Source organism: Fulvivirga kasyanovii, assembly GCF_009711405.1.
GTDB classification, from domain to species: Bacteria; Bacteroidota; Bacteroidia; order Cytophagales; family Cyclobacteriaceae; genus Fulvivirga; species Fulvivirga kasyanovii.
In genome coordinates this window covers 1-18,206 of sequence record NZ_SMLW01000629.1, presented here as the reverse complement: position 1 = coordinate 18,206, position 18,206 = coordinate 1, and the positions used below count along the sequence as shown (strand labels likewise).

24 protein-coding genes are annotated in these 18,206 nt (G+C 41.6%); 1 reads left to right on the top strand and 23 read right to left on the bottom strand.

Annotated features, from left to right (window positions below; translation table 11 throughout):
- Positions 1 to 23 precede the first annotated feature (23 nt).
- The 8 genes from E1163_RS21220 to E1163_RS21185 form a co-directional block, all read right to left on the bottom strand.
- Entirely contained in the window at positions 24 to 599 is a 576-nt protein-coding gene (locus E1163_RS21220; protein ID WP_155174472.1) for a uracil-DNA glycosylase family protein, read from the bottom strand.
- A gap of 182 nt (positions 600 to 781) precedes the next feature.
- The gene (locus E1163_RS21215) at positions 782 to 1,255 is read right to left on the bottom strand and encodes a YHS domain-containing (seleno)protein (RefSeq protein WP_155174471.1); all 474 of its coding nucleotides are present in this window, start codon (positions 1,253 to 1,255) and stop codon (positions 782 to 784) included.
- A 17-nt stretch (positions 1,256 to 1,272) separates the two neighbouring features.
- Entirely contained in the window at positions 1,273 to 1,641 is a 369-nt protein-coding gene (locus E1163_RS21210) for an SPW repeat domain-containing protein (RefSeq protein ID WP_155174470.1), read from the bottom strand.
- Positions 1,638 to 2,000, bottom strand: coding sequence for a hypothetical protein (locus E1163_RS21205; protein ID WP_155174469.1), 363 nt, complete (start codon positions 1,998 to 2,000; stop codon positions 1,638 to 1,640). The genes E1163_RS21210 and E1163_RS21205 overlap by 4 nt, the downstream gene beginning before the upstream one ends.
- A gap of 81 nt (positions 2,001 to 2,081) precedes the next feature.
- A complete protein-coding gene (locus E1163_RS21200; protein WP_155174468.1) occupies positions 2,082 to 3,128 on the bottom strand; it encodes an AraC family transcriptional regulator in 1,047 nt (348 codons plus the stop codon).
- A gap of 78 nt (positions 3,129 to 3,206) precedes the next feature.
- Positions 3,207 to 3,620: a hypothetical protein gene (locus E1163_RS21195; protein ID WP_155174467.1), complete on the bottom strand. Its 414-nt coding sequence runs from the start codon at positions 3,618 to 3,620 to the stop codon at positions 3,207 to 3,209.
- Positions 3,621 to 3,711: 91 nt separating this feature from the next.
- Positions 3,712 to 4,797 (bottom strand): DUF695 domain-containing protein, encoded by a 1,086-nt coding sequence (locus E1163_RS21190; protein WP_155174466.1) that lies wholly within the window; start codon positions 4,795 to 4,797, stop codon positions 3,712 to 3,714.
- Positions 4,794 to 5,255, bottom strand: a complete 462-nt coding sequence (locus E1163_RS21185; RefSeq protein WP_155174465.1) for a hypothetical protein — start codon at positions 5,253 to 5,255, stop codon at positions 4,794 to 4,796. Before E1163_RS21185 ends, E1163_RS21190 begins: the two co-directional genes overlap by 4 nt.
- Before the next feature lie 177 nt (positions 5,256 to 5,432).
- Between E1163_RS21185 and E1163_RS21180 the strand changes: the two genes are divergently transcribed.
- Positions 5,433 to 5,768, top strand: coding sequence for a hypothetical protein (locus E1163_RS21180; RefSeq protein WP_155174464.1), 336 nt, complete (start codon positions 5,433 to 5,435; stop codon positions 5,766 to 5,768).
- A 15-nt stretch (positions 5,769 to 5,783) separates the two neighbouring features.
- Here E1163_RS21180 and E1163_RS21175 read toward each other — a convergent pair whose 3' ends face one another.
- The 15 genes from E1163_RS21175 to nrfD form a co-directional block, all read right to left on the bottom strand.
- Entirely contained in the window at positions 5,784 to 6,173 is a 390-nt protein-coding gene (locus E1163_RS21175) for a DUF983 domain-containing protein (RefSeq protein ID WP_246223808.1), read from the bottom strand.
- Positions 6,142 to 6,411: a hypothetical protein gene (locus E1163_RS21170; protein ID WP_155174463.1), complete on the bottom strand. Its 270-nt coding sequence runs from the start codon at positions 6,409 to 6,411 to the stop codon at positions 6,142 to 6,144. The genes E1163_RS21175 and E1163_RS21170 overlap by 32 nt, the downstream gene beginning before the upstream one ends.
- A 39-nt stretch (positions 6,412 to 6,450) precedes the next feature.
- Positions 6,451 to 6,978, bottom strand: a complete 528-nt coding sequence (locus E1163_RS21165; RefSeq protein WP_155174462.1) for a DUF420 domain-containing protein — start codon at positions 6,976 to 6,978, stop codon at positions 6,451 to 6,453.
- Entirely contained in the window at positions 6,962 to 7,498 is a 537-nt protein-coding gene (locus E1163_RS21160) for a hypothetical protein (protein ID WP_155174461.1), read from the bottom strand. The genes E1163_RS21165 and E1163_RS21160 overlap by 17 nt, the downstream gene beginning before the upstream one ends.
- A gap of 70 nt (positions 7,499 to 7,568) precedes the next feature.
- The gene (locus E1163_RS21155; protein WP_155174460.1) at positions 7,569 to 7,907 is read right to left on the bottom strand and encodes a cytochrome C oxidase subunit IV family protein; all 339 of its coding nucleotides are present in this window, start codon (positions 7,905 to 7,907) and stop codon (positions 7,569 to 7,571) included.
- Between the two features lie 20 nt (positions 7,908 to 7,927).
- A complete protein-coding gene (locus E1163_RS21150; RefSeq protein ID WP_155174459.1) occupies positions 7,928 to 8,698 on the bottom strand; it encodes a cytochrome c oxidase subunit 3 in 771 nt (256 codons plus the stop codon).
- A 22-nt stretch (positions 8,699 to 8,720) separates the two neighbouring features.
- Positions 8,721 to 9,302, bottom strand: coding sequence for a cytochrome c oxidase subunit 3 (locus E1163_RS21145; protein WP_155174480.1), 582 nt, complete (start codon positions 9,300 to 9,302; stop codon positions 8,721 to 8,723).
- Between the two features lie 11 nt (positions 9,303 to 9,313).
- Positions 9,314 to 10,201, bottom strand: a complete 888-nt coding sequence (gene cyoE, locus E1163_RS21140; protein WP_155174458.1) for a heme o synthase — start codon at positions 10,199 to 10,201, stop codon at positions 9,314 to 9,316.
- 4 nt (positions 10,202 to 10,205) lie between these two features.
- A complete protein-coding gene (locus E1163_RS21135) occupies positions 10,206 to 11,261 on the bottom strand; it encodes a COX15/CtaA family protein (protein ID WP_155174457.1) in 1,056 nt (351 codons plus the stop codon).
- Positions 11,248 to 13,122, bottom strand: a complete 1,875-nt coding sequence (locus E1163_RS21130; RefSeq protein WP_155174456.1) for a cytochrome c oxidase subunit I — start codon at positions 13,120 to 13,122, stop codon at positions 11,248 to 11,250. Before E1163_RS21130 ends, E1163_RS21135 begins: the two co-directional genes overlap by 14 nt.
- A gap of 13 nt (positions 13,123 to 13,135) precedes the next feature.
- Positions 13,136 to 14,200: a cytochrome c oxidase subunit II gene (locus tag E1163_RS21125; protein WP_155174455.1), complete on the bottom strand. Its 1,065-nt coding sequence runs from the start codon at positions 14,198 to 14,200 to the stop codon at positions 13,136 to 13,138.
- Positions 14,201 to 14,239: 39 nt separating this feature from the next.
- Positions 14,240 to 15,619: a quinol:cytochrome C oxidoreductase gene (locus E1163_RS21120; RefSeq protein WP_155174454.1), complete on the bottom strand. Its 1,380-nt coding sequence runs from the start codon at positions 15,617 to 15,619 to the stop codon at positions 14,240 to 14,242.
- A gap of 72 nt (positions 15,620 to 15,691) precedes the next feature.
- Complete coding sequence (locus E1163_RS21115; RefSeq protein WP_155174453.1) at positions 15,692 to 16,327, bottom strand: c-type cytochrome; 636 nt, start codon at positions 16,325 to 16,327, stop codon at positions 15,692 to 15,694.
- Between the two features lie 15 nt (positions 16,328 to 16,342).
- Positions 16,343 to 16,873 (bottom strand): DUF3341 domain-containing protein, encoded by a 531-nt coding sequence (locus E1163_RS21110; protein WP_155174452.1) that lies wholly within the window; start codon positions 16,871 to 16,873, stop codon positions 16,343 to 16,345.
- A 2-nt stretch (positions 16,874 to 16,875) separates the two neighbouring features.
- Positions 16,876 to 18,206, bottom strand: a 1,331-nt coding sequence (gene nrfD / locus E1163_RS21105) for an NrfD/PsrC family molybdoenzyme membrane anchor subunit (protein ID WP_155174451.1), incomplete at its 5' end; no start/stop codon positions are given.

Sequence of the window (18,206 nt, the reverse complement as noted above, 5' to 3'; positions counted from 1 at the left end):
ATCATTCCTCAGTTGTCACCTGCTCATTTGTTCACGATAGATGCCACGAGCTGCTTCAATTCGGGAAGCAGTTCACTTTCAAACCATGGGTTCTTTTTTATCCAGATGTTATTCCGTGGTGACGGATGGGGCAATACAAAAGTATGCGGCATGTAAGCATGAAAGTTTTTAACGGTTTCAGTGAGTGTTGCCAGTTGTTGGTCTTTCAGATAATGGTTTTGTGCATAAGAGCCAATTAACAGGGTAAGCTCCAGATTCTCCAACTCCTGAAACAATTTATCATGCCAGGCAGCCGCACACTCCTTCCTGGGCGGCAGGTCTCCCGACTTGCCCTTGCCGGGGTAGCAGAATCCCATGGGTATCAGGGCCATCAGTTGCGGGTCGTAAAACTGAGGCTTGCTTATGCCCAACCACTGCCTTAACCTTTCTCCACTTTTATCGTCCCAAGGCACACCTGTTTGGTGTACCACACTTCCCGGTGCCTGACCGATAATAGCTATCCGGCTGTTTTTATGTGCCGCCAGTACCGGGTTTACTCCATGCTCCAGATGGGGCAGGCAAAGGGTACAACTTCGTATTTCAGCCAGTAGTTTGTCCATAATTAAGTCACTTTCAATTAATATCTGTATTCTCCTCCGGCTATTGTCAAAACATCTTTCTAACGAATCTTTTAAATTAACCTGTTATAAAATTAGCCGCCTGGTGGTTGAGCACCATGAACCTATATTGCAAAAAGTATATTAAACCGAAGGCAAGTGTTCTTACCTTCGGCCAAGGCTTTTTAATTATAAGTATTTTTTAGGCTTTTCCAGTTCTCATCAGCTTTTTTCATCAGCTTGCTATGGTTATTTTCTGCCAGCCATAGCTGTTGTGCGTCCAGCTCAAGATTATAGAGATACAGGAAGTATTTACCATCCTTTACAATAAACTTGTTAGGATCAGGACGAAACTTAGCTCCTGCATAAACCCCAAAGGCACAATAGCCTCCATACTGCGGCAGGTATTTTTGCGGGTTCTTGTCAAAAACCTCCTTTTGCTCCGCTGAGGTAAAGTAATAAACTACTTTGTCGTATTCGGATTTAAATTGCTTAATTCCTTTCTGCGCCAGGCCCAGGTCTAAATATGAAACCGGGCTGTATCCCTCAAGGCTGATATTGCTGTTATCAATATTATAAGCCTTTTTATCCTGCGCCATACCTGATACTGCTATCAACAGTGCAAAGGTCAAAGTATATAGTTTAACTGAATTTTTCATTTTTATAAAGTTTAAGATTATTGATTAATTACAGGTTCGCAATTGTCGCTCAAAGCGACAACCAGAAAGACCACAACGGCATTGGCTATGTAGTAATACATATCGATACCTTCGAAACCAAGTGCAAAAGGAGCTATAGCAAACGTGGTAGCTGCCATCAGGTCAATAGCCAGGTGTGCATTAAAGCTCAGAGTTTGAAATATCCCATACTTGTAAATAGTATTGGTACTGACAAGAATAACAATTAAGCCGGTAGTGACTGAAAGCCAAAGGGCCAGAATAGAAGAGTCTCCCAGCCCCAGCATAAACGGCACTACAATCAAAGCCACCGCAGCGGTGTAGTCGATGATGCCATGGAATGTCGGAGAAATAAACCTAAGGTTCATGGCTTGTCATTTTTAGCATCAAAATATACCTCCTGCATCACCCGCCCCTCAGGGCTCCAGCTCCTCCGTATGATCTCGTGCCAGTAGATGCTACTGCCATCCTTCATATCGAAGTCGAACGTAAACTCAGAGGCCGATACATCTCCATCCACAATAGAGTGATGATGGATTATGCTATTGACCCTGGCAATGGCATTGGTGAAACCTTCCATCTTTTCCACCATCTGCGCTTTGGTGGCGGTGGTAACTTTGCCGTAATCGGATGTGGTGGCGGTTTCGGCAAAATACTTTACCGCATTCACAATATCACCTTGTGATACCATGTCATCCATTTCTTTAACATGATTTTTCAAATCCATAAACAGTGTGTTTGTTATTAAATTTCAACACTGTAAAGGTGAGGAGTATACGCAGGGAATTGGCTACAGAAAATTCCCCTTCTATTGTACTTTTTGTTTTGGGTATTCTGATGGCGGCAGGCCAACGTATTGCTTGAAAAAGGCTGAAAAATGGTTAGGCTCTTCGAAATTGAGGATTCTGGCTATCTCATTGACCGGCATACCTGCTTTCAGGTATCTTTTGGCTGTTTTAATAATTTCCTGCCTGATGAGCTGGCCTACAGAAACTTGCAGTTTCTCTTTTACTCTTCGGGACAAGGTTTTTACCGACAGGTTCATTTTATCGGCATAGAAGCCTGCATTTCTCTGTTGTCCATGAAATGCATGCAGCAGGGCCAATACATCATTTACGAAAGTATCCCTTTCATCAAACCCTGCATTTGCTCGGAATTCGGCAGGAGTATGTCCTGTATTGGACTTGAAAACACGATTGAAATAGGCAGGGTCTTTATACCCAAAGTCGTAGGCTATCTCCTTTATGCTTTTATCGGTAAACGAAATTTCCTTTTTTGATTCTGTCAAACGCTTATTGGCAAGCATTTTACTGATCGTAACTCCTACCTTCTGCGTATAAATGGCCTGTGCGTTAAGGTCGTACTGATCCAGAAGCTTAACTATCTCGTCATTCCTCAGGTGGTTCCTGTACTGACTATCCACAATATCTTTAACGTCAAATATGATGTGGTACTCATCATTTTTCGCGTTGAATGGATTTTGCCAATACCACTGCCGGGAGGAGATATCAAGGATTTCGGCAGGTTTGGAAAGAATTGAACTCTCAAGATACTTTTGGCAGTCGGTGCATTCATCAAAATTGATGTACCCTATAGAAACCAGGTGCTTAAACAGCACCCTGAATTCCCGGTTCCTGAATATATCCTGATCTTCAAACTCGATCTTCCTGACTATAAATCCGTCGGATAAGAACTTAATATACTGCCCTTTCTCAAGAAAGATGAGCTTATCATCCCAGTCATGAAAGTTTTTGAAATCCACCTGAATGCTGCCCATTCCTTCAAGGATGTGAATCATGGTGTACTTATTGATGAAGTACACCTTATTTGCTTCCGGTGTTAGTTTGGTAACCATACTCCTACTACCGAAACGAAATTCAGGATTTTAAGATCGTATATCGGGCATTTTTAAATAAAAAACAGACTATACCGGCTAGTCAAAGGGTATCAGGTCAGGTTCTAAAAACTCAACCCTGGCCTGCGGTAAAGTAAAAATATCAATGGCATAATGTGCCTCCATCAGTCCTCTGAAATTCGATTTTAACTGCGGAAATTCCTCTATAAAATCCCTGAAATTGTCTGACCGCGACTTGAGCATAAAGTGATAAACTGCTTTAGTGGCGGCAATGGTCAGTGTCTTGTTGTATTTATCCCGAGCACCTACATGGTCTACAAAACCCTGAAGCTGCTCCTGTATTTTCTCAATAGCTATTTCTATACCATGAGCATCAATCAAAATCCACGCTAGCCTAAGGTGGGCTTCATGATTAAACAAAGCAGGATCAAGCCGGCAACCGGCAAACTGACCTGCAAACTCTGCATCGGAAAGTTCGAAGTGGTTTTGCATGAGTAAAGTGTTTTAGACTATTGTAGTACGGATTGTGATGGGTAGGGTTTCAACAAATGTGGCTTCTACACTCATTGTCTACCGTGTCTGATCAACGGTAACCCTCCATTACTTGCCAGTACTTATCTTTAAATATAGTAAAATCAATTCCTAACTCATTCCCGTACTTTGTTTGTATCTGTGGTAATACTTTGGAGGGTTTACGAAAATCCTTACAGGCAAAGAAAATATCCCGTTGCCCTTCGGCAGTTTGGCGCCCCAGGTTTAAATAGCCATCAAAATCTTTAAGCTCCCCCATAACTTCCTCCTCTATTTCATTCAGAAGATCATAGGTATCCGCATCAGGCATACCGTTATTCTCAGCCTTGAATGACATAACTATATTCAATATCCAGCGGTGTGAAGCTTTGTTCTCCCATCGCAGCAAATCGGCATTAATAATAGCCAGTACCGGATTACCATTTTCACGACGGCCCTCCATGGCTGAGTAACTATCTTTTTCGGTGTTATATCTTGTACCCTCATACTTTTCTATAAACTCCTTTTGCCTCCAGTTCAGATAATCCTTTAACTTATCAACCGGCACCAATTCTCCTTTGATGTTCTGTTGAGTTGCAAAATCCAGTTTATCAATCGAGGTTACAAAATTTAGCTCGCCGAGGTAGTTGTCAAGAAATATATATACTCCATTAGCTATTATGTCCCTGTTATCTTCTCTAAAGTCGTCATGTACAATGGTTATATTGATTTCATCTGGGTAATCGGGGCTTTCGTTGGCGTAGAAGTTAATATTCCCTGTATTAAATTTAATGTCTGCCATTTCAATATTGACATCTTTGATATCCATTGCCGGTTTTAAAGCAGTAAATTTCCACCGGGAAATTTCCGGAGCGGTATCAACAAGCTCTTCTACAAATATGATGTTGCTAACATCACCATCAGCAGTTAGAATAAGTTCGGCGGTGTGATCGTTGTACATTCCGGCCAGGAAGTAATACCCATCTTTTAACTCTCCCAATTTAGAAGATAGCTCTTTAAAAAAGCCTTTTTCAATGTTTTTACCTTGCTGTAGTACGTTATAAAACCTTTCTTCATTGATCTCAAACCAATACCAAAAGTCCTGATACGATATGGTTGGTTTTTCTTTTTTGCGAAACAGGTTTTTAAGTGCTTTCATAAATTCTCATTATTATTGTCGCTATCTGTTAGACGGAGTTTAAGGGTCTCGTATAAAGTCTCTGCATGTTTTTCAGAGTGCCCTCTCCCCAGAATGATGTAGTCTTCCTCAATTCCATAATTAAAGCCCAACTCAAATCTCCTATTGCCTCTGTCAGTCACTCTTAACTTTGTTATTTGATCTATTTCGTAAGTATCTCTTACACTAAGCCCCAAAAGGCTAAATTCAATCACCAGCAAACCATTGTGTATATCTGCCTGTGCTCTTCCCTCCATTTTGATGATTTTCTGAAAGAATAGTGCAAATACCACCAAATAAATAAGAATAGCCACCCAGGTATATGCAATATCTTTTTTAAAATAGCTCGTCCACATTGAATAATACCATATGGTAGCAGCAGGCAATACAATCACCCACAGTTTCCAATTGAACCGGGGCTGTTTAAGCTGTAAAGTCATGGCGACAATTTATAAAAAGAGAATGACTTATAATAGCTGCGAAATACAACATTTCAGCTATCTTAGGAGATTGATCAGATGCATATTTTTAAATAAAGCCAATCATGATTAACAAAGATCTCTTGAAATTGTAGAGAACATCTTATATAATCAACATTACAGATCCACAGCTCAAAAATGACTCAAATAGACACAGACGAAATAGAAAGTTTTTTTGCCTCAGAATTGCTTCAATTAAACTTCAAAAGCCTGATCATTAGAAAAGCTTGTAAAAAATTCAACCTTTCTAAAGAAGAATCAACGGATTATTATAGGCAGGTTAAATCCAAAATAAGAAAGGCTGCATTAAACAGAGCCCTTGTATACCTCCTGCTGGGATCAATCTTTCTTTTTGTAGGTATAAGTGGAACGTTCGGAGGAACCGGTTTTATAATTTATACCAAATTACTTTTAGGTGCAGGCATGTCAATCTCCTCGCTTGGTTTCTTCAAAATATACCTAACGAGTCGATAACGTCATCGCATCTTTTCACCCTACTTCACTTACCTTTTTCTTATAAGCCGGCTCATAATCCACCCCACCAAAAAGGTATAGGAAAAGAATGCGTGAGTACCTGAATAAAAATGGTAATAATAAGGCTATAACACCAATAATGGCCAGCAGATAGATCTCTAATGAGAAATCGCCCAAAAAGGACAAGGCCACTCCAACGGCGACAAAGATGGCTACTGAGAAGGCATAGCTGATGTACATGGCGCCAAAGAAAAACCCGGGTTCTCTTTCATAGTGTAAGCCACACTCGGAGCATTGCGGATTCATTTTATAAAAGGCAAGAAGGTTAAAAGCTGATGTTTTGAAAATATCCCCCTGATGACACCTGGGGCATTTACCACTGATAATTGCGCCTGCTTTGTTCATGTTTTGCTTGAAGTTTACTTTTTCTATACCATAAAAACCCAACTACACCTATAGCCAGATAGGGCATTACAAATAAATAGAGGATGCCAAAGTTAAGGCCGGCACCTATCCCAATATCTCCGTTGCTCAGGTTATTTTCAACCGTAGCCCTGCACATGGCACATTGTGCCAGCAGTTCGCCACCTCCTACCATAAGGAAAGCGAAAATCAGTATTAATATTTTAGCCAATGCCTTCATCGTTTTAGTAAACAAAGCCTTTTCTTGTTTGGTTCTAGTCTAATGTACATAATAAGGGCTGATCATAATATAGATCACAACACCGGTTATGGCTACATATAACCATATGGGAAAGGTGACCCTGGCGAGCTTTCTATGCTTATCAAACTGATTTGAAAGTGCCCTTACAAAGCTGAACAACACCAATGGGATAACAGCTATGGAAAGTAAAATATGGGAGATCAAAATAAAAAAGTAGACATAGCGGATAGCTCCTTCTCCTCCATATGGTGTAGACTCACTGGTCATGTGGTAGAGCACATACATCACCAGAAATGACGCAGATAAAGCTATGCACGCTTTCATAAGGTTCTCATGCAGTTTGATTTTACCCTTTTTGATAGCTGCCAAAGCTGCAATAAGCAGTACTGCGGTTACACCATTGATTGTGGCATAAATAGGTGGTAAAAAGGTGAAATCGTACCCTTCTATTTTAACGCCAAACAGTACTGCCACCGCCAATGGTATGGCTACAGACAGACCAATGATAAGCTTTTTGTACTTCAACTCTTTATTTACGAGCTCCATTTTCCAACAATATCTTAATTTCAACTACAAGTCTATCCATTTCCCCCAGATCGGTATCATAATACCCTCTGATCCGTCCCTCTTCGTCTACCAGTATAAACTGGTTATGGGTTTCTGTAACAAACCCACACGCCATCACATTACGAATGGTCTGCTCGGGCAGATGGTTAATACTCAACCTTGTCCCGGGTAAAGAATCTGACGCAAAAATAGTCACTTTCGGTGTATTTGCGCCATACAATTCCGTTAATCTATTAAGCTGATTATTAAGTTCACTGGCATTGTAAGAAGCATCATTCTTAAAAAACATAAAAAGTGATGTATGTCCGCTGGTAAGACTGTCCGCCACCAAATACTGGCCTTCCGGATAGCTGCAGCCGGGGTAGGACTTGTCTACACCATGGGTATAGTAAACGGGTATATCGAAACGGTTTTCCCCAAACATCCTGAGGAAAATAAAGATGGCCAGCGGTACGGCCAGCATCACTATCAGAAAAACGATTTTTATAGTCTTATTCACAACGTCTATATATAAAATAAGGCTAAAGTTACGTACCCTAGCCTTATTCTATCAGTTTATTTTATCCTCATTAATTTAGGTAACGGTCATCAAAAATAGACATCCCTTCGTAGACGAATGCCACGAGCATCCATACGATGAATATCATAGGTATCAGGATAGACCAGATCAATACTTTTACTTCGTATTTGAGGTGCATGAACTCTCCTACAATGTAGAAAGCCTTCACGATAGTCATGCCTACGAAAATAGTGATCCTTGTTACTTCCATTTCCAATGGTATGGTAAAGGCCACTAGGAATTCCAGGGCTGTTATAACAGCCAGGATACCGGCCGTAACCCATATTTTTCTGATCTTGGCTTTATCAGGCGCTTGTACCTGAACGTGTGTTGTTTCTTCAGCGTGCATATCTTAAATATTTTAAAGTCTTAAACCAGGTAAAAGAATGTAAATACGAATACCCATACAAGGTCTACAAAGTGCCAGTAAAGCCCTACTTTCTCCACCATCTCATAATGGCCTCTTCTCTCATAAACTCCTGTAACTGTATTGTAATAAATAATAAAGTTCAATACCACACCACTGAATACGTGAGTACCGTGAAAGCCGGTAATAAAGAAGAAGAACGCAGCAAAATCAGGTGGTCCGTACTGGTTAACAGCCAGATTTGCACCGAAGATGGTTTTCTCAATCCACTCGCCATTAACGAGGAATTTCATTACTGTACCTCCATCAGTACCATGGATAAAGTGTGACCATTCCCAAGCCTGGCATCCAAGGAAAACCAGACCACCGATGATGGTCCAAAGCATCCATTTTTCAACATTCTTTCTATCCATTCTATGTCCTGCTTCTACCGCAAGTACCATGGTAACACTACTCATGATGAGTATGAAGGTCATGATACCCACAAACACCAATGGAAGGCTCATGCCATGAAGGAAAGGTACCGCTTCGAATACCTTTTCAGGGATAGGCCAATAGTTATTGGAGAATGTGAAAGCATCTGCGGCCCCATCATATGCAGGGTGTGCAGATCTGACCAATCCATAAGTGATTAATAAAGCAGAAAATGTAAAAGCATCTGAAAGCAAGAAAAACCACATCATGAGTTTTCCATAGCTCGCCTTCAAAGGTGACTGCCCACCGTCCCAAATACTTCTCTTTGGGTCATCAATTGTATGTGCGGTAGTTGACATAAATGATTCTTTAAATCTCTAATTAATGATTCAACAATAAAAAAACAAATAAATAAATCCAAAGTGCATCCAGAAAGTGCCAATACGTTGTACACATTTGAATCTGGTTAAGGCTTTTTGAATGTACTTTATATTTAAAGGTTGAAATTAATACAATTATCAGAAATATAACACCACTCACAATGTGCAAGCCATGTAAACCCGATAATACATATAAAAACGACCCGGAAGGATTTCCTACTAAATAAACTTCACTGTCTACAAGAGCTCCCCAAACATAGAACTGTCCCACCAGAAACAACACTCCCAGAACAGTGGTAACTGATATCGCCAGTTTAACCCTTTCCAGATTGTCCTTTTTGGCTTCAAGGTAAGCCCAATGCATAGTAGCACTACTTAACAAAATAATACCTGTGGTCACCCACATCTCAAAAGGTAATTCAAACATTACCCAATTGCCCTCAGCCTGTCTTACAATGTAGCCACTGGTAAGGGCAGCAAAAATCATCACTACAGTAACCATGAACAGCCAAAGAGCAAATTTCTTTGGGTTCATTGATAATGGTTTCTTAGGATCTTCTACTAATTTCAATTCTGATGTCATCTCCATTCTTCTTACACTTTATCCAACAAATAGGCGATCTGCACAATAGGCAGATACAAAAACGATCCGAACATAATTCTCATTGCAGACTTTCTGTTGCCGTTTTTCATCAAGGCAAAGGTCTGGCTCAGGAACAAAACACCGCAAATGGTTACAACAATTGCAGAATCAATACCTGTAATCCCAAACTTCGCAGGCAGTAGCCCCAACGGAAGCAGGAACAGGGTGTAAATCATAATTTGAATAGCAGTATTCAGGTCTTTTGCTCCGCCTGAGGGCAAAAGCTTGAAACCTGCTTTTTTATAATCTTCATCTGCCACCCAGGCTATAGCCCAAAAATGAGGGAACTGCCAGATGAATTGAATACCAAAGATGATCAAGGCTTCGTAAGTGATAGCCCCTGTAGCGGCAGTCCATCCCAAAAGGGGTGGCAATGCTCCGGGTATAGCACCTACAAATACTGCAATAGGCCCTACCCTTTTCAGTGGTGTGTAAACAAAGCTATACAGGATCATAGACAACAAGGACAACAGGGTGGTTAGCATATTGGTATAAACCATGAGGATGGTTAAACCGACTGCTGCACATGCAAACGCAAATACGGCTGCTTCTCCTACAGATACCCGGCCGGTAGGCAGAGGTCTGTTCATCGTTCTGGTCATTAATTTGTCGAGATCCTTTTCAATGATCTGATTAATGGTGATAGAAGCTCCTGAAACCAGGAACCCACCGAGGCAGAGCATTCCGAAATGTACCCAGTCCATCGTTCCGCTTGAACCCAGCACATACCCAAACCCACATGAAAAAGCTACAAGAAAAGACAAGCGGAACTTTACAAGCTCAAAGTAAGCCCTAAGCCTGGCTGTAATCGAAAGTCCGTAGGTGTCGTTTAATATCATAATACTAGAATGCCAATTTTCCTTTTACTCCACTCACTCGCAAAAATAGTAAAAACTGAAGGCCGAAGACCAACGTTCCCAGCAATAAATGAACCGGTTGCATAAACGCCGGTATGCTGAAATACCCCATAACAACACCGGTTGCAATGGTAAGTAATACTACTGCCACCAGTCCTATGGTCAATGATGAACTGGTTTTGGTTTTATAAAGCAGGTATATCAAAACCGCATGCAGTAATAATATAACCCAGCTAAATGACCGGTGCACCAAAAATGCCGTTCCTATACCCTCTATCCATAAGTCCCTGCTGGTGTAATTATACTGTGCTGCAATCACATCGATTGCTTCCCGCACCTGTGTACCTAATGCAACCTGAACGAGGGAGGTAATCATGCATGCCACAAGAACAACCAGAAACATCGTCCTGTTTCGAAAACACATGGAAACTCCTCCTGAATATCTTGTCCTGTGAACCAGGAACACCAGTAAAGCGACAATAACCAGTGCCAGAAACATGTGCAGGGTAATTGTCCAGGGTACCAGGTTTGTTGATACTACGATGGATCCGATCCATCCCTGAAAAATGACCAACAACAAGGTGGCTAAAGCAACAAAGAATATGGTTTTGTCAGTTTTCAAGAATCTTATCGATAAAACGAATGTCCCCAGGATCAGTAACCCTATCAGTACTCCCAGCAGCCTGTTGATGTATTCAATCCAGGTTTTCTGTTTGTTGAAGTCGGCTTCTACTAAAATTGACTCGTCATTGAGTAATTTATGAGCCGTTTCATCAAGCCCCAGCGCTGAAAGATACTCAGCAAAACGCTCGTTCTTTTTTTCTCTCTTCTGAGAGTAAATCTCTTTGTAGTTCTCCGGCAGTTGACTAATGTCTGTGGGTGGCACCCAATTGCCAAAGCACTTTGGCCAGTCAGGACAGCCCATTCCTGAGCCGGTACTCCTTACAATCCCACCTACCAGTATTAATAAATATACAGCAATAAGAGTCAGCAGGCTAAACCTCGAGAATAGCCTGCCGGTCTCTATGTTACTTTTTTTCATTCACTACCACCTTCGCCTCATCTCCTTCTAATTTGATCATATCATTCTCATGAGGAAGATTTGATTCAGGAGTCATAGAAAAAGGTATGTGCTGAGGGATATAATCCTCTTTTGCACCTGGCTTGCTATAATCATATGGCCATCTGTAAACCGTAGGGATCTCTCCAGGCCAGTTACCATGACCTGGCTCCACTGGTGTGGTCCACTCCAGGGTGTTAGACTGCCAGGGGTTAGCGGAAGCTTTTCTACCTCTGTACATACTGTAGAAGAAGTTGAACAGGAATATAAACTGCGCAGCCAAAGTAATGATAGCGGCAATACTAACCAGCATATTCAAGTCAGAGAATGAGTTGAATACATCGTAGTTAGTAAATGAATAATATCTTCTTGGGTATCCTGCTATACCAATGTAGTGCATAGGGAAGAATACCAGGTAAACTCCAACGAATGTCAACCAGAAGTGGATGTAACCTAACTTGGCATCCATCATACGGCCAAACATTTTAGGGAACCAGTGATAAATACCGGCCAGCATACCGAAGAATGAAGCACTACCCATTACCAGGTGGAAGTGAGCCACAACAAAGTACGTATCGTGCAACTGAATATCGATAGCAGAGTTACCCAGATGGATACCTGTAAGACCTCCTGAAATAAAGAATGATACAAGACCTATAGAGAACAGCATAGCAGGTGTGAACCTGATGTTACCTCTCCAGAGGGTTGTAAGGTAGTTAAACACTTTTACAGCAGAAGGCACCGCAATAATCAATGTCAATAACATAAACACTGAACCAAGGAATGGGTTCATTCCAGACACGAACATGTGGTGTGCCCATACTACGAATGACAGGATGGCAATGAAAAGGATTGATCCTACCATCGCTTTATAACCGAAGATCGGCTTGCGTGAATTGGTGGCAATTACCTCGGAAGTAATACCTAATGCCGGTAACAATACGATATATACCTCAGGGTGTCCTAAGAACCAGAATAAGTGCTGGAACAGAATAGGGCTACCTCCCTGATTCGGAAGTGCCTCTCCATTGATATAGATATCTGAAAGGTAGAAACTTGTACCAAAGCTTCTGTCGAAGATCAATAATAAAGCTGCTGCGAATAGTACGGGGAATGAAAGCAAACCGATAACAGCAGTTAAGAACAATGCCCAGATGGTAAGCGGTAATTTCGCAAATGACATACCTTTTGTTCTCAGGTTAATCACTGTAGCGATATAATTAATACCACCAAGCAACGATGACACGATGAACAGCGCCATAGCCACCAGCCATAAGGTCATACCAAGACCTGAACCGTTTACTGCCTGTGGTAATGCACTAAGTGGCGGGTAAATCACCCAACCTCCTGAAGCAGGTCCTGTTTCGATAAAAAGTGATATGAACATGATAACACTGGAAGCAAAGAAGAACCAGTAAGAAAGCATATTCATAAAGCCCGAAGCCATATCACGTGCACCGATCTGCAATGGAATGAGGAAGTTGGCAAATGTACCACTCAAACCAGCAGTAAGCACGAAGAATACCATGATGGTACCGTGCATAGTCACCAACGCCAGGTAGAATTCCGGATCCAGTTTACCCTCAGGGGTGATCCATCCACCTAATATTGGCCTTAACCATTCAAGCTGCGCCTCAGGAAAACCTAACTGCAACCTGAAAATAACAGACAATGCACCTCCAATAAGCGCCCAGAAAATCCCTGTAATCAGGAATTGCTTGGCGATCATTTTATGGTCGGTACTGAAAATATAAGTTGTCCAAAAGTTGCCATGATGATCGTGATCATGCTCATGACCATCATGATGAGTTTCTTCAGTAATGTGTATATCAGCAGTTGCCATAATATCTAACTTTCTATAATGATGCTTCTAATTCTTCTTTATTGATCCCAGCCTTAATAATTGCCAGCTCTCTTTTATCTGCCGGTACCTTATCAAGGTAATCCGGATTTAACTTCAGCCACGTTGGCTGCTCTGCTTTCCACGCCTCATAATCCTCAGGCTCGTCAACAATAACTTTCAATTTCATAGAGAAGTGACCTCTACCACAAATCTCAGTACAAGTTATGAAGTAGTCGAATTCAGGATCTCCCAGCTCTGACCTCATTTCCTGAGTACTTTTGGTAGCGGTAAACTTGAAGTGAGTAGGCATACCGGGAACGGCATCCATCTTCAACCTGAAATGAGGGATAAACACACTGTGTAATACATCACGTGCCCTGATATTCAGCAATACTTCCTTGCCTTTCGGGATGTGCATTTCCAAAGGAACGAAGTCATCATATGAGTTTTCGTCGGTAACATCTATACCGAATAAATTACCTTCTTTATCATTGATCAATCTGTAGTCGTAATCACCGAGTTGATTATCCTTTACTCCGGGGTATCTTACACCCCAGGCAAACTGATATCCCAAAACTTCAATTACCTCTGCATCATCAGATGCCGGGGAAGTTATGTTATTCCAGGCTCTCAAACCGGTAAATACCAGTGTTGCCAACACTATGGCAGGAACAACTGTCCAGGCTATCTCGAGTTTTACGTTATCAGGGAAGAATGTAGCTCTTGATCCTTCCTTGTGCTGATACTTGAAACTAAAGACAAACAGCAACACGTTGGTAAGAACAAATACAAATCCTGTTACGCCTGTAGTGATCCAAAAAGTAGTATCTACGTTAGCTCCATGAACAGAAGCCACAGGAATGGTATAGTCTTCAAAATAGGTAAACGAATACCAGAAAAAGAAACCAAACCCTGCCAGCATAAACACGATCATCAATGCTGCGTTAACCTTGTTACTGGCGCTAACAACTTTCTTGTCTGTACCCTTTACTACATTGACCAGTGTGCCTATCCTAAACAGTGTCAATAGAATAACCACCAGAAGAATGGCACCTATAGCAATAATCACTTCGAACATATCCCTATATATTAATCTTTAAATTTAATTCTGTTTCTATTAAATATGGTGATGTAAACTTTCCTCCAGCATAGGGTGATTCTTCGCATATAACGGAGCCTTTGCCAGGTTCGAGAGTGTTACAAACAAAAACGCTACACCAAATATCATTAACATACCAATTTCAGTAAAGCCGAAGCTTCCGTTTTCCTGCATCACACCAGGTGTTATCATCAGGTAGAAATCAAACCAGTGTCCTACTATAATTATAGGGCATACCAGTTTCAATAAAGACATGTGTCTCTTCGCATCCCTTGTCATTAACAATAAGAAAGGTAACAGGAAATTCAAAAGCAGGTTAAGGAAGAATACCCACTTGTACTGGCTTGAATCCAGTCGCTCTATGAAGTAGATAGTTTCCTCAGGAATGTTGGCATAATAGATCAGCAGGAACTGAGAGAACCAGATGTAGGTCCAGAAAATGCTGAAACCAAAGATAAACTTACCAATGTCGTGCAGGTGGTTCGAATTTACTACTTTCAGGTATCCGTTTTGCTTAAGCACTACCACGATAAGCGTAATCACTGCCAAACCGTTTACCCACCAGCTTGCAAACACATACCATCCGAACATAGTACTGAACCAGTGAGGGTCTACCGACATGATCCAATCCCACGCAGATACTGAAGAGCTTACTGCGAATATAACGAGGAAGATTGCAGAATACTTTCGTGCTTTATACCAATGTTTAACATCGCCATCGATATCTTCCGCAAGCATTTCCCTTTTGATCCAGATAAAGAACATGTACCACAATGCGAAGAAAACAATCATTCTAAGAATGTAGAATAAAGGAAAGGAACCGGCAGATAGTGGCCAGAACCATAATGCGCTCTTACCTATAAGGATTTCATCTGCATGATCTCCGTGATAGAGATCGGAATGGGTCCAGTGAAAAACATCAGATTTCACAAAAAACCACGAAATCAACATTAAAATACCAGCATATGGCAACCAATGTGCCATGGCAAGAGGTATTCTTTTCATACCTGCTGACCAACCGGCCTGCGCTGCATATTGAATAGCAACGAAAAACAATCCAATGATAGCCAGTCCTGTGAAATAGACATTGTTTACCCAAAGGTTGTTGTAGATATTTTTTAGCCAGGGTGCTGTTTCGTGATGCCCACCGTCTTCTCCATGTGCTTCTTCAGCGGCATGCTCTCCGGCCGGCTCCTGAGGAGCCTCAGCGCTGGCTACAAGGTCATCAGCTACCTGATGTAATGCGGCATGCTCTTCTCCGCCATGTGCATCTCCATGTCCATGGCCAGAGTTCATATTCATAATTACACCTAAAATCAAAAGCACGAATCCAACGATACCAGTGATCATTAAGGTCTTCTTAGCTCCGGAGGTAAACGAAAATCTTTCTTCAGTCATTTCAATTATATTTTATGCCCAAGGCATTGTCTTTATATCAATTTCTAACTCACCGAACAGGTGTTCCGCGAATTATTGGTTTTGAAGTTTTTTAACATATCTGGCTATCTTCCATCTGTCCTCAGGCTGTATCTGAGATCCATGAGGCTGCATCAGGCCTTTACCCCAGGTGATCACATGGAAAATATGTCCTTCCGTTATATTCTGGTATGCAGCACCTGTAAGGTTGGCAATACCGGGATATTTGTCTGCAACAGGGCCGTCAGCCTGACCTGCCCCACCATGGCAATGATCACAGAACCTGCCATATAGTATTTGACCTTCTGCCAAAACCTCGTCAGTCTTAGGCAGTGGGTTTTTCATAGTTCTTGCCGCCAGATCCAGGCTATCTTTAGGGATTCTGTATGGCAGGTATCCTTTATCAGATCTTGGCACCGTGTTGGCAGGAGGAACCCTCATAGTCATCCTGTAAGGGTTCAAAGGGTTTGAGTTATAGTACTCACCGTGATTATCGTCATTACTATCAAAAAGCTCTGTCATATTACCAGCGCTCTCGTCCGTAATCTGCTTCAATGGCTCGTAAGGAACAGAGTGATACATGTTAGGGGCATACTCCAATCCCTGATCGTCTCCCTCTGCCCCACAGGCAGTAAGTGCAGCACCTATAGCAAAAAGAGAAGCGAATTTTATATGTTTATATATATTCATGCTCAGTAAAAATTCTTAGTCTTCAAATTTTTTATCATTGACCTCACTAGCTCCGCTATCTCCTACTATACTTTTGATCTGGTCGATAGTCAAAGAATTCTTTGCAAGATCTATTGCCATCACGTGCTTGTCATCCGTGATCCTTATGTCCATCAATCTTGGCTTTTTGTATGGCTTCAGGTCACTAATTATCATAAATGTAGCCACCATACCTAAAGCTGAAAGTAAAACGGTTAACTCAAAAGTAACCGGGACGAACGGCGGAATAGAAGCAAAGTTTTTACCCCCTATAATCATGGGCCAGTCAAATCCTAACATCCAGATCTGCATGGTCAAGGCTAATGTTGTGCCTAATAATCCAAAAAGAAATGCTGCAATAGGGAGCCTTGTTCTTTTATAACCCAACACTTCATCCAATCCGTGAACAGGAAAAGGTGAATATACTTCATGAATTTTGACTCCGCTCTCTCTTACCTTGGTAACGGCACTCAAGAGAACATCCTCATCATCATAAATACCTAATACAAAGTTTTTATTACTTTCCATTTTTACTTATTGCTTTTTAAAGATGATGACTTGATAATACTCTTAACCTCGGCCATGTTGATTACAGGGAAGAACTTGGCAAATAACAAGAATGCTGTAAAGAATAAACCGAAGGTGAATAGATATACTCCCACATCGTAGAATGTAGGGTAGAACATTGCCCAGCTAGATGGCAGGTAATCTCTATGCAGAGAGGTAACGATGATCACAAAACGCTCGAACCACATCCCTATATTCACAATAATTGACAATATAAATGTAGCGGCAATGTTGGTTCTGATTTTCTTGAACCAGAAAAGCTGAGGAGAAATCACGTTACAGGTCATCATAGTCCAGTATGCCCACCAGTAAGGACCTGTAGCTCTGTTGATGAATGCATATTGCTCCGCATCCACACCAGAATACCATGCAATGAAAAACTCCGTAATATAAGCTATACCTACAATAGAGCCGGTAATGATGATAACTATGTTCATCAGCTCTATGTGATTAATGGTAATATAATCTTCCAGTTTAAATGTTTTACGCGTAACGATCATTAGCGTAAGTACCATAGCAAACCCGGAAAAGATCGCTCCCGCAACGAAGTAAGGAGGGAAAATTGTGGTGTGCCATCCTGGTATTACTGAGGTAGCAAAGTCAAAAGATACAATGGTGTGAACCGAAAGTACAAGGGGAGTTGCCAAACCTGCCAGTATTAAAGCTACTGATTCGTAACGCATCCATGTTTTAGCTGCTCCATCCCATCCAAAGCTTAGTGCTCCGTAAACTGCTTTTGAAACCTTGTTGGTAGCCCGGTCCCTGATAGAGGCGAAATCAGGTATCAGGCCAATGTACCAGAATACCAGTGATACAGTAAAATATGTACTGATCGCGAACACGTCCCATAAAAGCGGAGAGTTGAAGTTTACCCACAACGATCCCCAGGTATTGGGAAGTGGCAATGCCCAGTAAAAACCTACCCAAAGCCTACCCATGTGCAGACCTGGGAAACATGCGGCACAAATTACGGCGAAGATGGTCATCGCCTCGGCAGCACGGTTAATGGACATTCTCCATTTTTGTCTGAAAAGTAAAAGAATTGCTGAAATAAGCGTTCCTGCGTGACCGATACCAACCCACCATACGAAGTTGGTGATATCCCAGGCCCATCCTACTGTTTTATTTAATCCCCAAACACCGATACCATCCCATAACAACATGAAAACTGCGTAAGTACCAATACCTAGCGTGGCAAGGGAAATAGCCATTCCCATCATCCACGACTTTGTTGGTTTTCCTTCTACTTGTCTGCAGATATCTTCCGTAACATCATGAACGGTCTTCCCACCGG